The organism is Neptunomonas concharum, assembly GCF_008630635.1.
Classification (GTDB): Bacteria; Pseudomonadota; Gammaproteobacteria; order Pseudomonadales; family Balneatricaceae; genus Neptunomonas; species Neptunomonas concharum.
The window spans coordinates 2,926,995-2,940,855 of the sequence record NZ_CP043869.1; the positions used below are offsets into that span (position 1 = coordinate 2,926,995).

The 13,861-nt window shown below is 47.8% G+C and carries 12 protein-coding genes; 6 read left to right on the forward strand and 6 right to left on the reverse strand.

Annotated features, from left to right (window positions below; genetic code table 11):
* Positions 1–33: 33 nt before the first annotated feature.
* Genes F0U83_RS13880 through pdxH form a run of 3 tightly spaced genes read right to left on the reverse strand, consistent with a single transcriptional unit; the run spans position 34 to position 1,816 of the window.
* Positions 34–498, reverse strand: a complete 465-nt coding sequence (locus tag F0U83_RS13880) for an FKBP-type peptidyl-prolyl cis-trans isomerase (protein ID WP_138987837.1) — start codon at positions 496–498, stop codon at positions 34–36.
* An 11-nt stretch (positions 499–509) separates the two neighbouring features.
* Positions 510–1,169 (reverse strand): alpha/beta hydrolase, encoded by a 660-nt coding sequence (locus tag F0U83_RS13885; RefSeq protein WP_138987838.1) that lies wholly within the window; start codon positions 1,167–1,169, stop codon positions 510–512.
* On the reverse strand, positions 1,166–1,816 hold the full coding sequence (pdxH, locus tag F0U83_RS13890; protein ID WP_138987839.1) for a pyridoxamine 5'-phosphate oxidase: 651 nt from the start codon (positions 1,814–1,816) through the stop codon (positions 1,166–1,168). The genes F0U83_RS13885 and pdxH overlap by 4 nt, the downstream gene beginning before the upstream one ends.
* Positions 1,817–1,950: 134 nt before the next feature.
* Between pdxH and F0U83_RS13895 the strand changes: the two genes are divergently transcribed.
* The 4 genes from F0U83_RS13895 to F0U83_RS13910 are packed head-to-tail and all read left to right on the forward strand — an operon-like array spanning position 1,951 to position 6,542.
* Positions 1,951–2,607, forward strand: coding sequence for a paraquat-inducible protein A (locus tag F0U83_RS13895; protein WP_138987840.1), 657 nt, complete (start codon positions 1,951–1,953; stop codon positions 2,605–2,607).
* Positions 2,589–3,215, forward strand: coding sequence for a paraquat-inducible protein A (locus F0U83_RS13900; protein WP_138987841.1), 627 nt, complete (start codon positions 2,589–2,591; stop codon positions 3,213–3,215). Before F0U83_RS13895 ends, F0U83_RS13900 begins: the two co-directional genes overlap by 19 nt.
* A complete protein-coding gene (locus F0U83_RS13905) occupies positions 3,212–5,824 on the forward strand; it encodes an MlaD family protein (RefSeq protein WP_138987842.1) in 2,613 nt (870 codons plus the stop codon). Before F0U83_RS13900 ends, F0U83_RS13905 begins: the two co-directional genes overlap by 4 nt.
* On the forward strand, positions 5,814–6,542 hold the full coding sequence (locus tag F0U83_RS13910; RefSeq protein ID WP_138987991.1) for a hypothetical protein: 729 nt from the start codon (positions 5,814–5,816) through the stop codon (positions 6,540–6,542). The genes F0U83_RS13905 and F0U83_RS13910 overlap by 11 nt, the downstream gene beginning before the upstream one ends.
* 4 nt (positions 6,543–6,546) lie before the next feature.
* Here F0U83_RS13910 and F0U83_RS13915 read toward each other — a convergent pair whose 3' ends face one another.
* Genes F0U83_RS13915 through F0U83_RS13925 form a run of 3 tightly spaced genes read right to left on the reverse strand, consistent with a single transcriptional unit; the run spans position 6,547 to position 9,076 of the window.
* Positions 6,547–7,197: a DUF2959 domain-containing protein gene (locus F0U83_RS13915; RefSeq protein WP_138987843.1), complete on the reverse strand. Its 651-nt coding sequence runs from the start codon at positions 7,195–7,197 to the stop codon at positions 6,547–6,549.
* A gap of 12 nt (positions 7,198–7,209) precedes the next feature.
* The gene (locus F0U83_RS13920; RefSeq protein ID WP_138987844.1) at positions 7,210–8,220 is read right to left on the reverse strand and encodes a hypothetical protein; all 1,011 of its coding nucleotides are present in this window, start codon (positions 8,218–8,220) and stop codon (positions 7,210–7,212) included.
* A 16-nt stretch (positions 8,221–8,236) separates the two neighbouring features.
* A complete protein-coding gene (locus F0U83_RS13925) occupies positions 8,237–9,076 on the reverse strand; it encodes an alpha/beta fold hydrolase (RefSeq protein ID WP_138987845.1) in 840 nt (279 codons plus the stop codon).
* 224 nt (positions 9,077–9,300) lie between these two features.
* Here F0U83_RS13925 and F0U83_RS13930 point away from each other — a divergent pair, with 224 nt between their 5' ends.
* The gene (locus F0U83_RS13930; RefSeq protein ID WP_138987846.1) at positions 9,301–10,575 is read left to right on the forward strand and encodes an efflux RND transporter periplasmic adaptor subunit; all 1,275 of its coding nucleotides are present in this window, start codon (positions 9,301–9,303) and stop codon (positions 10,573–10,575) included.
* Between the two features lie 3 nt (positions 10,576–10,578).
* Positions 10,579–13,734 carry an efflux RND transporter permease subunit gene (locus F0U83_RS13935; RefSeq protein WP_138987847.1) on the forward strand — a complete coding sequence of 1,052 codons (3,156 nt, stop codon included), beginning with the start codon at positions 10,579–10,581 and terminating at the stop codon, positions 13,732–13,734.
* The last annotated feature ends 127 nt before the right edge of the window (positions 13,735–13,861 follow it).

The window sequence follows — 13,861 nt, forward strand, 5'->3', positions numbered from 1 at the left end:
TTTGCACTAACAAACGCCTTTAGTATCGAGAAATCAGATAATCTGACCGGCTTCTAACTCTTGCGGGGTGGCCAGTCTGACATCAACAATTTCTACATCAAACGTCAGTGATTGGCCGGCATAAGGGTGATTGGCGTCAACGGTCACGTAATCGTCGCCGACTTCCAAAACAGAGACAAGCTCCTGCTCGCCTGACTCATTTGTCATCTGACACATGAACCCTGGCTCAACACCTTCGATACCAGCAAAGAGCTGAGGATCAACATCATAGACCTTCTCTTCATCACGAGAGCCATAGGCTTGCTGAGGAGCTAAGGTGATTTTAAAGGTATCTCCAGCGCTTTTTCCTTCCATTGCCTCTTCCAAACCTGGAACAATATTCCGATGGCCATGAAGATATGGAATAGCGTTACCTGCACGGGAGCCATCTAGGACCTCGCCTTGATCATTGATCAACGCATAGTGAAAAGAGACAACATGGTTTTCTGTAATTTGCATGCAATGCTTCCTTAATGGTGGAGCCGTTCGCTCATCCATCGGCCTAATGTGTTAAGTGATTCAATGGATACTTCGTGCCCCATAGGAAACGTTTTCCACTGTGGCTTATAACCCACTTTACTGAGTTGCTCCACCGCAGACTCTCCCATCGCCAAGGACACAACATCATCCATAGTGCCATGAAGCGCAATGATGGGTAGATCTTTCACTGCGCTTGGAGCGACCTCATCTAAATGGCGAGGTAAGTAAGTCGACATAGCAGCAATTCCGCCAATTTTCTGTGGGTAAGTCAGACCGGTTTCATAAGCTACGGCGCCCCCTTGAGAAAAGCCCACCAATAAAATCCGTTCAGGTGCAATCCCTGCTGCAGTCTGAGCCTGAATAATAGCGCTAATGCTATCCACAGAAGATCGCAGCTCATCACGACTAATCTCCCGGCCATTATTATCCATGCTAAGAATGTCATACCACGAACGCATCACCCAGCCTCCATTGATCGTCACCGGGCGTTCAGGTGCATTAGGGAAAAGAAAGCGTATTTTAAGCTCTTCCGGCAATCTCAAATAAGGTATCGTGGGAGGAAAATCAGCGCCATCTGCACCTAATCCATGCATCCAGATAACAACGGCATCACACACAGGAGCCGTTTCAACCGTTAGCATATCGATCATGGTTGCAACCTCGTGATATGCCACTGATCAGCTTCACGGTCATAACGAAACCGATCATGCAAACGGCTTTCACGCCCCTGCCAAAACTCAAATACATCGGGTATCAGACGATAACCGCCCCATCTTGCAGGTCGTGGTACTTCATTTTCGCTATGTAGTGTTTCAAGCTCAGCCACTCGACGCTCTAAAAGCTCACGAGACTCAACAGGTTGGCTTTGATGGGAGGCCAGCGCGCTCAGCTGGCTACCTAGTGGTCGGGCATGAAAGTATGTATCAGCCTGCTCGCCGCTTAGCGTTTCTACCCGCCCTTTAATACGGATCTGTCGCTCCAACCCATACCAGTAAAACAGTATTTCTGCCTGAGGATTTTCGGCTAGCTCTTTCCCTTTCTGGCTTTCCTGATCGGTGTACCAACAAAAACCTTCACGATCAAAATGCTTCAGCAACACGATTCTCGCTGAAGGGCGCCCCTGCTTATCAGCCGTCGCTAACGTCATTGATGTCGCATCATCGGGCCTTGCTCGACAAGCCACATCAAACCACTTGGAAAATTGCATAACGGGATCGTGACTTAAGTCGCTTCGGCTGACGCCCTGAGCAAGATACTCTCGTCTGAGTTGACTGATATCTGCCGTAAAATCTGACATAGTTGCCCTCCTTTTGAATCGCTCTACTATAACGAATTCTCCTGTAGACGGCATCTTGAATAACCGAGTCACGATAGCCATCATCGGCAAAAATCTGGCATACTGCCTTCTCAATTTCGTTCAGAAAACACTCTATGACCAAGCAGGACGATCAGTTGATACAACCGGAAAAGTTTTGGATCTGTTCTGAATGTGACCTCTTATTGAACCGGTGTGCTGTACCCGATCAATTTGAAGCACACTGCCCACGCTGCCAATCGACTCTGGTTGCCAGTAAGCATCGCTCCATTGAGAGAACATTGGCGCTGGCCATCGCGGGTTTAATACTCTTTTTTCCTGCCAATCTCTTTCCCATACTGTCACTCAATGCACTCGGTTTATCACAATCAGAGACTATTTTCACATCAGTTAAGGCTTTGTACGATAGCCATCTGTATGCTGTCTCTGGACTAGTGCTGCTATCCGCCATTGTCGTACCGTTGTTCAAACTCCTACTGCTCATTTATCTCAGCAGCTGCTTACTGTTACACAAGCCTGCTCCCTTACTGAGTTGGGCAATGAAAAGTTATCAACAGATGGATAGTTGGGGAATGTTAGAGATTTATATGTTGGGAATCCTCGTATCTATTATAAAACTGGTTGATGTCGCAGAAGTGACCCCCGGCATTGGTTTATACAGCCTCACAGGGTTAATCATTACAACGCTATTAACCTCAACACAGCTGGACAAACATCGCTTTTGGAGACGAATCGAACAACTGGAGCGCAGAACATGCAACAATCAGCGCTAAGCCGTGGGCTTATTACCTGCCATTGCTGCAATAAACCCGCCCACTTACGCCACGAGGGTCAAAAATGCAACCGCTGTGGGACGCGACTTCATGCAAGAATCCCAAACTCCCTCACCTATACATGGGCGCTATTGGTGGCATCCGCTGCGATGCTGTTGCCCGCTAACCTATTACCGATTATGACATTCAAATCCCTCGGTCAAGGAGATCCTGCTACGATCATGCAGGGGGTCATACAACTGCTAGAGCACGATATGCTCTGGATAGCCTTGGTCGTGCTCACGGCATCCATTATCATACCGCTGCTTAAAATCGTTGGACTCGTTATATTACTGTTGACGGTTCAAATGGGATGGACCACCAATGTACATCAAAAGATGCTCATGTATCGCTTCGTAGAGTGGATTGGACGCTGGTCTATGCTGGATATATTTGTTGTCGCCATCTTAGCCGCGATTGTTCAGCTAGGGAACCTCGCCAGTGTCGTTGGCAATACAGGCGCTACCGCTTTCGCTGCAGCCGTTATTTTAACGATGCTGGCTGCTAATAGTTTTGATACTCGTCTCATTTGGGATAAACATCTGGAGCTTTCTGAGGCTGACACATGAGTGACCAAGACCCAGTAATTACACGCCGCCATCTCCCTTCTGCTATTTGGTTTTTACCATTATTAGCGGCCATTATTGCAGGCTGGCTGGTCTATAAAAACTATAGCGATAAAGGCGTGGAGATCGATATCATCTTCGATTCAGCCGCCGGCTTAGAAGCCAATAAAACCAAAGTGCTTTATCGAGGCTTGCCTGCGGGTGTTGTCAAAGAGCTGACAATTGACCAAGACCTTAGACGTGTCAAAGCGCGCGTTGAAATGGTGCCTGAAACTGCCGATACACTCACCCATAACGCACAATTCTGGCTCGTAAAGCCTCAAGTCTCTCTCTCGGGCGTAAGAGGGCTGGAAACATTACTGTCCGGGCACTATATTGGCTTTCAACCGGGTCTTGAAGGGGATACGCAATCCCGATTTGAGGCACTTGATCAACCACCGCCACCGGTTAAAAACTCTAGTGGACTGTATCTCACCTTAGTGGCTGATAGCGCCCGTTCCGTTTATCAAGGTGCAAAAGTTTATTACCGAGATATCGAGGTAGGCGAAGTCTTAAGCCATGCCCTTAGTCCTGACGGAAAGCAGGTACAGATTGAGACCTATATTGAGCCCCATTTTACCTATTTAATCAAAACGAACACCCGATTCTGGAATGCCAGTGGCATTAAAGTTAAAGCTGACCTGCCTAAACTGGATATACAAATTGGATCATTGGCCTCGATTATCGCCGGGGGGATTCACTTCTCTACGCCCGACGAAACAGCTAAACAGGCAGACAATGGGCTGACATTTTCCCTTTATGATGACTATGAAGATGCTCAAGATGGCATTCCTGTCACTCTGCGCTTTCCTGGGGCGACCAATCTTTCTGAAGGCACATTAGTGGAAAGCCAAGGCATCACCATTGGGCGCGTTACTCAAGCTGTGCTAACCGATGACTTTCAACATTTAGATGCTCACTTACTGATCGACCCTCGGGCAGCTGACATGCTCAGAGAAGGCTCTCGGTTTTGGCTGCAAAAGCCCGAGATTTCCTTACAAACGTTAAGTTCAGTCAGCACGCTACTCAAAGGCAGCTTCATTGAAATGGAACCGGGCCAAGGCTCGAAAAAGCGTGACTTTACTGCACTCGACTTTGCCCCTGCTAAGCACCAGTTGCGAAATGGAACCACAATTGAACTACGCACCAGTTCATTAGGCTCTATAGACAAAGGCTCGCCTATTCTCTTTCGTCAACTACCGGTGGGTGAAGTCATCGATTATCAACTATCGGATAACGGCAAAGAGATCATTATCAAGGCGGCTATAGAGCAGCGTTACCAACATTTGATTAAGCCCACCTCTCGCTTCTGGAACGCCAGCGGCGTACGTATCAATGCCTCTCTGGAGCAAGGTGTCCAGCTAACCACGGAGTCGGCTTCTGCTTTGTTTCGGGGTGGCATCGCCTTTTTTAACCCTGTCACTGGGAATAAGACAAAACAGCCCGCGCATTACTCTTTATTTTCCAGCTACCATGCAGCATCCGATCATGGAAAACTCGCAGACAGCCAATACAAAAATGCGTTACGGATCCGATTACACACTGAATCAGCTGGCGGTTTATCCCCGGGCGATCCTATCCTTTACAAACGGTTTAAGGTGGGTGAATTAGTAGAAACCGTCTTAGACAAGGATGGCAAAAGCTTAACTATTTACGGTCTGATCGAGGCCCCTTATCGCCACTTGATTAATGATGGCAGCCGTTTTTGGGATACCAGTGGTGTAACCGTCAAAGGAACGCTCAAGGAAATTGATATTCGCACAGAGTCCCTAGCTTCACTCGTCAGCGGCGGCGTGGCTTTTGAGAACGACTTCGTTGGAGAGAAAGTGTCCTCCAACCACCTATTTACCCTGTACCCCGATCGTACCAGCAGTATTGAGCAACCCCTGCGAATAGAAGTGGACTTTCCTGCAGGAAGAAATATCAAGCGACACGCTGATGTCCGCTACAAAGGTCAGATTATTGGCAAGGTGAGCGATGCACGCGTAATCAACAGCGGCACACAGATCAGAGCAGGGATTGATCTGTTTAGAGATGGGCACTTTTTAGCAGCGCAAGGCAGCAGTTTTTGGGTTGTAGAGCCTGTGATCAGGCTTAGCGCCATCGAAAACCCCGCAGGCGTGCTGACAGGCAACTATATTGAGTCTATGAACGGACAACGAGGGGGCAAGGCACAGTTTAAATTTACCGGCTTAACTAAGCCACCGTCTTTCCAAAATCTGTCAGGCCTGAATATCACGATCCAAGCCCCTGATTTAGGCTCTATTATCAAAGGCAGTCCGATTTTATACCGCAAGATGCCTGTTGGCAGCGTGACGGGCTATGACTTGACCTCTAATGGTAAATACGTGGAAATTTTTATCAATGTGAAACCCGAATACGCCACTCTGGTCAAACAAGATAGCGTATTTACTAATGCCAGTGGCGTAAACGTGGACCTATCGCTACTCGGTGGCTTAAACGTACGCGCTGACAGCTTAGAAACCATTATCGGAGGGGGATTAAGCTTTACTTCCCCTGAGGATAGCCCTCCCGCACAATCTGGAGCATTATTTAACATTGATGAGATGTGACCTGAACATTTTTCAGCCGTTAACTTATTCACATGTAGCAGCGCTACTGCTTTCGCTTTTATTGCTAACGGGCTGCCAACAAGGAGGCACTCGGCCATTTCATATCAAAAACCTCGGTAAATCCGATATTGATATGGTGACTGATGCGCATATGCAGGAACTTAATACACTGGCAAAAGCCCTGATGATTAAGCTCTATAAGCTCAACCCAAGAGAACTCAAGAAAGCCCCTAAAGGTACGACCATTGCGAAGCGAGTTCAGCAGCTATTTGGTATGCCTCGCACCGTTCGCTTCACTGAATTAGGGAACGCTTACGGAAACAGTGCCATTCCTCTTACTTTTAACCCCGACTTCCAAGGTGATCGCGTGTTTGCTCTGATGGCAGGCGTTGCAGGCATGATTCATACTTCTTACAACTTCCAAGATGAGTTCTTCATGCTGGACAAACTCGACCAGCAGAAAATATATAACTGCGCGAGGAATTTAGAGTCTATCGCGTGGTTACTAAATAATCGTCGTGATGGCCATGGGAACTTACTGTTATTGAGTAATAGCATTGACGGGGAGACCCGTATTAGCAACCTGAGCTTCGAGCGCTTATTTGGGAAAATGATCTCTTTGCAGGATATGATGGCCCGACTGATCGCCGATCAGAACAATCGAGCCATTAACAAAGTGTTACATGGCGTGGCTTCAACGACACTCCTGCCGATTTAAAAGCCTAGGATGAACGACTGCTTTCCATCGAGCGAATAAAAGCATCCGATTCTTGAATCGAGCGCTGCATATCATTAATCAACCGGTCAATGTTTTGGCGTATTCCCGCAAACTCACCTTTCAGCGCCCCAACAGCTCGGGCATTGAGGTTATGTTTGAGGTATAAAACATTATCATTCAGCGCGGTAAGGACAGGCTTCATACGTTTTTCCGCGCGCTTCATCACGTACACCAGCTCACCATATCTGCGCTTGGTATCTTTGAGTTGTTTAGCACTCTGTGCCCTTAAATTCTCGCTTTGATATTGGCCAAGCTCCTCTTCCCACTCTTTAAAAAGGGCTTCAGCGACACTTTCAACACTATCGATACGCTCAGACACCTGCTCGGCAGCTTCAGCGCTTTGGTCATATTCCTCTTTTAATCGGTTGTAGAGCACATCAAGCTCTCCGCCGCTAAACTGAACAACGGCCCGGTATTGTTCCAGAGCATCCCGAAACTGCTCCTGAGCCTCACCTTGAGCATCTCGCGCCTCTTCAACCCGATCCACCAAAATATCGCGCTTATGTACACCGACCTTTTCCATAGCCGAGTAATATGCACTTTGACACCCAGACAACAAAATAACTGCCGCCATGAACACGATGCGTTTCAACATAGAATTAACTCCTCAAGCCTCGCGGCAATGCGCCAAGGGCTGATTAATCTGAATCTGACTAATTTTATGGTTTTCATTGAGCATCAGGGTAACATCAGCCCTATCAGGCATTTCACCCAACATAGAGCGGGTCAGACGCTCGTAATGCTGAATAAAGCGGTTGATTTCTTCCTCGTTCATGATTCTTAGATGGTCGGTAGGCTGCTGGGTATCAAAAATATACTTTACTCTGTCTGCAAGTTTCTTCTCTTGGAGAGAGCGCCACTCATATACCGCCTCCATACTAGGAACCTTAAGCATCACCAGCGTATCTATCATGCTGAAGAGTTCCTGATATTTCTCTTCGATTTGGCGGTTCACATAACGGCGCCAATCACCATTAGCATCTTCCACCCTCTCAAGCATATTGACAGGCTCACTCAGCTGTTGCTGGCTCTGTGGTAAAGCCCCAACACACCAGCCTTCAAACACAATCACATCCACAGGGCCTTGCCACTCTTGCCACACCGACGGTGGGCAGCGGTCATCAATCGACTTATCAAAAACCGGTATCTTAGTGGGCTGATCAGGATCTCCCTTTTTTAAGGAGCGAATAATATCGATACCTAGCTGAACATCATGTGTACCGGGCACACCACGAGTGATGAGTAAAGGATGGACAATTTCTGCCAAGCGCTCCCGTTCGAAACGCGTTTTATACAAGTCATCCAGAGAAAAACCGACAACCTTCAGACCAAAGGCCTCACTAAGAATCACCTCAATCAAATTAAAGAGTGTTGATTTACCAGCCCCTTGAGCACCATTAATTCCAACAACCAATGGTCCATTGTGCTGTTTTTTCCGGCACATTAACCAAGCGCCCAAAGGTACATAGATGGACTCAAACATCTCCACCAAACCTATATCCACTTTGAGAGACGCAAGCGCCGTAGCAAAGGCTTTTTCGACAGACTTAACAGCCTCTTTTCGCTCAGCATGACTCATACACAACTGGTCTTTGGGCCAGAGTACATTCCGATTCATGAACTACCCTTTTCGCCTAGTGACTTCTTAACCATTGAATTATTTCTTTAATCTGAACATCCTCCATTAAAGAAGGCACATGGGGAACCCCGGGCAAACGGTACAGATGTAAATCTGGGTTTTCGGTTTGCATCTGCTCCACGGTTGCCTGATTGAGCACATCAGACGCATCCCCCCAAATCAACATTTGCGGGCAAGATATCATTCGCCATACAGGCCAAAGATCCACATTTTGATCGGAAACCGCGCGAGTGATATCACCAATAGCAGGATCATAATGCTGGGTCCATTCACTGCCATCTTGCCGAAAGCTATGTTGGGTAACATGTGCCCACTGAGATTCTGTCAGGTTTTTTAGGCCCGGGTAGGTCGCTTGCATAAACTGACAGGCTGACGCTAGCGTTGCAAAACGCTTGGGTACTAAGTAATCACCAATACGCTGCAACGACTCTTTTGCAACAAAAGCTCCAATATCGTTGAGTATCAGCTTGCGAATGGGTGTTTGTGGCATAGCAGCCAATAGCATACCGATAATGCCACCCATGGATGTACCTAACCAATCAACCTGCTTAACATTAAGTCGCGCCAGCAAAGCCGTCATATCCGATAAGTATTGAGGCATCCCATAACCTGTGGGATCGGATAGCCAGTCGCTTTCCCCACGTCCAACCACATCAGGGCAGATTACCCGATAATCTCTGGATAAAGCTTTGGCAATTTCATCGAAGTCTCGACTATTACGGGCAAGACCATGAACGCAGACGATAACTCGGTCGTTATCCTGACTCCCCCACTCATGATAAACCATGTTGTGAAAGCCCTTAGCATTTAACCCTTTGACCGATTCTGTTCGCACAGAGTGAATCCTCTTTTGAAGATAGGTTGAAACGTGACCGGCGCTTGTGATGAAGGCCACAATAGATTTGTCTAAGTTAACACGCATCCGAAAATTGTAAAGTTGCGTAAACAATACCCACGTACACCCATAAAACAGTTAAACTATTTTTAGTTTCAAGCACTAACACGATGGAACTAACCCGTTAAGTAGCACTTACGTCTTTGTTCAGGAAAAGAACAGTCATGTCGGATACAGAAAAAAGCAGTTCAACTTCTCCAGCAACTCGACACCTCAAGTGGCTTTTACCCGTAATCTTTTTAATCGTCGCAGGTGGGGGCTTTTACTTGCTCAAATCGACAAAACCTCAGGCCCCGTCAAAGCCTGTGACTGAAAAGGTTTGGTCGGTGCAAACTCAGCCGGTGACTTTTCAAAGCCTCAGTCCTGAAATCATTCTGTACGGGCAGGTAGAGTCACCTCAACTGACCCAATTATCTTCGGCAGTAACCGCCTTTGTGGATGCTGTGCCCGCACGCGAAGGTATTGCTGTATCTAAAGGGGACTTATTAATTCAACTGGACTCAAGGGATGCACAGCTAGTTGTACAGCAGCGCCAAGCAGATTTACACAGCATCCAAGCAAAAATTGATGCGGCCAATATTCAACATGCCTCAGATCAGGCCGCTTTAAAAATTGAACAAAATCTCTACTCACTCGCTGCGAAAACCGTATCTCGCTATCAGGACTTAGTAAAACGCAAAGTAGGTTCAGAAGACCAACTCGATAACGCACGACGCAGTTATCAACAACAGGCACTCTCCTTAAACAACCGCAAACAGGCCATTACATCTTTTCCAGCACAGTTGGCACAACTTGAAGCCGAAAAAAGTCGGATTTCCTCATTATTAGCTACAGCAAAACTCGATCTGGAGCGCACTCAAATCGTGGCTCCCTATGATGCGCGTGTAGCGTCGATTGCCATCGCATCTGGAGATCGAGTACGTAGCGGCGACCCACTGTTGTCCTTATACAACCCCAAAACGCTACAAGTACGTTCACAAATCCCTTCGCGTATATTACCGCAAATCAGGCAAGGGCTGAGTGGGGAGCAAGGGCTAATGGCTCAAGCGAACATTGACGCCACTCCGGTAACATTACGTCTTAGCCGCCTCGCCAGCGAAGTCGATAAAGGCAAGTCCGGGGTTGATGCCCTATTTGAGATAGAAGACGGAAAAATCGCACCCGAACCGGGTCGAACTCTCTCGCTAACCCTGACGCTACCAGCTCAAGATAATATCATTGCTATACCGCCGCTGGCTCTTTACGGAACGGACAGAGTGTATCGGGTTAATGACGGTAAACTTGAAGCTGTCACCGTCAATCGCGTGGGTGATACCCGCGCTACAAACAACCAGCCTTGGGTGTTGGTTACCTCCGAGCAACTCTCAGAGGGCGATAAGATCATCACAACACAGCTTCCTAACGCCATTACTGGCCTCCCTGTAAAGGCGATGGAGTAAACGATGAGCAAGCAAATGGGGCCTTTGCAAAACCTAACTAGCCTGTTTACCGAGCACAGGGTAGCAGCTAACTTATTGATGATTCTGATGATTTTAGGGGGCGTTTGGGGCATCAAGAAGCTCAACACCCAGTTTTTCCCCTCTTTTGAGCTTGATATTATCACGGTCGGCGTCTCATGGAGTGGCGCAGCTGCAGAGGATGTTGAACGTTCCATCATTTTGCCCATTGAAGAGGAGATTCGCGCCATCAATGGCATCGACACCCTCTACTCCACCAGCAGTTTAGGCCGAGCCTCCATTCGCTTGGAACTTGTTGAGGGAGCAGATGTTCAGTACACACTTGATGAAGTAAAGCAGAAAATGGACAGCATTCGTAACTCGCTGCCCTCTGACGCCGAAGAGCCGGTCGTGCAGCGGGTGATACGTTATGAAAATATCGCCTCCATGCTGATCACATCCAGCAAAGCCAACCTAGCAGAGCTTCGCTACTTAGCCAGAAAGTTTGAACGGGAACTGCTCGATAAAGGCATTCGAAAAATTGATTTCTCAGGAATGCCCTCAGAAGAGATTGCTATACAAGTATCCTCTGGGCAACTTAATGCCTTGGGTATGTCACTGAATGACATCGCTACAGACATCAGCCAGCGAAGTTTAGATCTACCGGCAGGTACAGCGGCTAAAAGCGATGGCTCTCGGCAAATCCGTAGCCTGAGTCAACAACGGGATGTCGAAGGTTTTAAACAACTACCTATCATTGCCGATGCGGATGGGCGACTGGTGCGTCTAGGGGATATTGCCGATATCCAATGGCGAGCAGAAGACAAACAGATCGAGCTAAGCTACCAAGGCCAGCCTGCTATTCTCATGGTGCTTAAACGTACCGAAAACGAAGATACGCTCAAAGCCGCGGCCATTTTAGAAAACTGGCTAACAACAGCACGCACCGGACTGCCCGAAGATATTCAACTCATCACCTATGATGAACGCTGGACCCAGGTTCAAGCGCGTATCGACCTACTTCTTAAAAATGGTTTAGGTGGCTTGGTACTCGTCATTGTTATTCTGTTTCTGTTCTTAAACGCACGAGTGGCGTTCTGGGTCACCGTCGGCATCCCTGTGTCTTTTATGGCAACTCTAGCCGTGCTTTACATGATTGGCGGCTCCATCAATATGATCAGCCTATTTGGTCTGATCATGGCACTCGGTATTATCGTGGATGATGCCATTGTCGTGGGGGAGGATACTTTAACCCATGTTCAGATGGGTGAGAGCGGCTTATCGGCTGCCATCGGTGGTGCTCATCGTATGCTAGGGCCGGTTATCGCCTCCTCTCTCACTACCATTGCCGCTTTTTTACCCCTGCTGATTATTGGCGGCACCATCGGCAATATTTTGGTGGATATTCCCACAGTAGTGATCTGCGTTATCCTTGCCTCACTCGTCGAGTGTTTCCTGATACTACCTGGGCATCTGCATCATAGCCTACGTAGCAAAGCCGATTTACATCCATCCAAGATACGTATCGCCCTTGATGCTGGCTTTAATCACTTTAAAGACAAAACGTTTCGTCGCATTGTACAAGCAGCGATCCGCTTCAGATGGGCAACACTGGCTGGCGCACTTGCCATGTTTGTTATTGCCATTGGGCTTATGGCCGGTGGCCGCGTTAAATTTACCTTCTTCCCTGCCGTAGAACGCGAAGTAGTCACTGCCAATGTACAATTTGCAGCAGGGACGGATAATACTCGTGTCAGGGAGTTTCTTTCTCATTTGGATGCCACCTTGCAAGCAACGGAAGAGCAGCTAGGCGGCGACTTAATTAAGATCGCTTTTCGCGAGTATGGTAAAGCCAATTTCCCAAGAACCAGCTCAGCACCAACCAATGGTGATGAGTTTGGCTCCCTGTATATCGAGATGACTCCCATCGACAGCCGTACACTAACCAACCGTGAGATTATTCGTGAATGGCGAAAACAGATTCACGTTCCAGCCGGTGTAGAGAAGTTTTCGATAGATCAATCCACCAGTGGGCCTCGGGGCAAACCGATAGAGATTAAACTCTCTGGGGCCGATGTTAACCTGCTTAAACAAGCTTCCACAGAAGTGCAAACTCTACTTAAAGAGTATGCAGGCCTATCGAATATTGATGATGACCTACCCTATGGAACATCCCAGCTCATCTACGAGCTAACGCCCGAGGGCAAAGTCACCGGATTGAAACTGCAACAGGTAGGGCGACAACTGCGGGCCTCCTTTGAAGGGGTAGAAATACAAACCTTTTACGCAGGGCAAGATGAGGTTGCCGTCAAAGTCATGCTGCCAGATGAAGAGCGTGATCGTTTAAGTGCACTGGATTATCTGCCCATCGTACTGCCTGATGGTAGCACCGCCCCGCTATCCAATATCGTGAACTTCTCGGCACAGCGGGGTTTGGACTCTATGCAGCGCATAAACGGTCAGCTCTCCATCAACGTCACCGCTGATCTAGATGAAGCAGCCGCCAACGCCAATGAGATTATTGCCGACCTTGAAACCGGTAAGCTGGATGCTGTTTTAGACAAATACGGTATCGAAGCCAGCTTTGAAGGCAAGAACAAAAACCAACGCGAAACACTGGCCGATATGCAAACCGGGTTAATGCTAGCATTAGCGTTAATTTACATTATTCTAGCGTGGGTGTTTGCCTCCTACAGCTGGCCAATTACCGTGATGCTGGCGATACCTCTGGGTCTGACGGGTGCTATCTTCGGCCACTATATATCCGGCCTAAACCTAACGATTCTTTCGCTCTTTGGTTTCTTTGGCTTATCCGGCATTGTGATCAACGATTCTATCGTTCTCATCACCTTCTATAAGAAGCTTAGAGCACAAGGGATAGCAGTTGAAAAAGCGATCGAAGAAGCGGCTTGCCAACGTTTACGCGCCGTACTGCTCACCTCGCTAACGACCATTGCCGGCTTAACGCCGATTATTTTTGAAACCTCCCTACAGGCCCAGTTCCTGATACCCATGGCCACCTCTATTGTCTTTGGTCTTGCCTATGGCACGCTGCTGATCTTACTGTTTATTCCAGCCATACTGACCATCTTCGAGCACACCAAAAAATTCTTGGGTTTACGCCTGCACCACGGCCAATTATCAGACCTTCCAAGAGCCTGATAAATAAGACTATACGGCGGCTTTCCAAACCATAGTCGCCGTATAGATACGCCCTAACCATCTGTTTTAAAAAACAAAAAAACCAATAACATAAGACTCGTCTCCTTTAAGCAACACAATTTATAAA

Excerpts from the sequence above, each read along its gene's own strand:
- F0U83_RS13880 (WP_138987837.1), bottom strand. The coding sequence starts at position 498 with ATGCAAATTACAGAAAACCATGTTGTCTCTTTTCACTATGCGTTGATC.
- F0U83_RS13885 (WP_138987838.1), bottom strand. The coding sequence starts at position 1,169 with ATGATCGATATGCTAACGGTTGAAACGGCTCCTGTGTGTGATGCCGTT.
- pdxH (WP_138987839.1), bottom strand. The coding sequence starts at position 1,816 with ATGTCAGATTTTACGGCAGATATCAGTCAACTCAGACGAGAGTATCTT.
- F0U83_RS13895 (WP_138987840.1), top strand. The coding sequence starts at position 1,951 with ATGACCAAGCAGGACGATCAGTTGATACAACCGGAAAAGTTTTGGATC.
- F0U83_RS13900 (WP_138987841.1), top strand. The coding sequence starts at position 2,589 with ATGCAACAATCAGCGCTAAGCCGTGGGCTTATTACCTGCCATTGCTGC.
- F0U83_RS13905 (WP_138987842.1), top strand. The coding sequence starts at position 3,212 with ATGAGTGACCAAGACCCAGTAATTACACGCCGCCATCTCCCTTCTGCT.
- F0U83_RS13910 (WP_138987991.1), top strand. The coding sequence starts at position 5,814 with ATGAGATGTGACCTGAACATTTTTCAGCCGTTAACTTATTCACATGTA.
- F0U83_RS13915 (WP_138987843.1), bottom strand. The coding sequence starts at position 7,197 with ATGTTGAAACGCATCGTGTTCATGGCGGCAGTTATTTTGTTGTCTGGG.
- F0U83_RS13920 (WP_138987844.1), bottom strand. The coding sequence starts at position 8,220 with ATGAATCGGAATGTACTCTGGCCCAAAGACCAGTTGTGTATGAGTCAT.
- F0U83_RS13930 (WP_138987846.1), top strand. The coding sequence starts at position 9,301 with ATGTCGGATACAGAAAAAAGCAGTTCAACTTCTCCAGCAACTCGACAC.
- F0U83_RS13935 (WP_138987847.1), top strand. The coding sequence starts at position 10,579 with ATGAGCAAGCAAATGGGGCCTTTGCAAAACCTAACTAGCCTGTTTACC.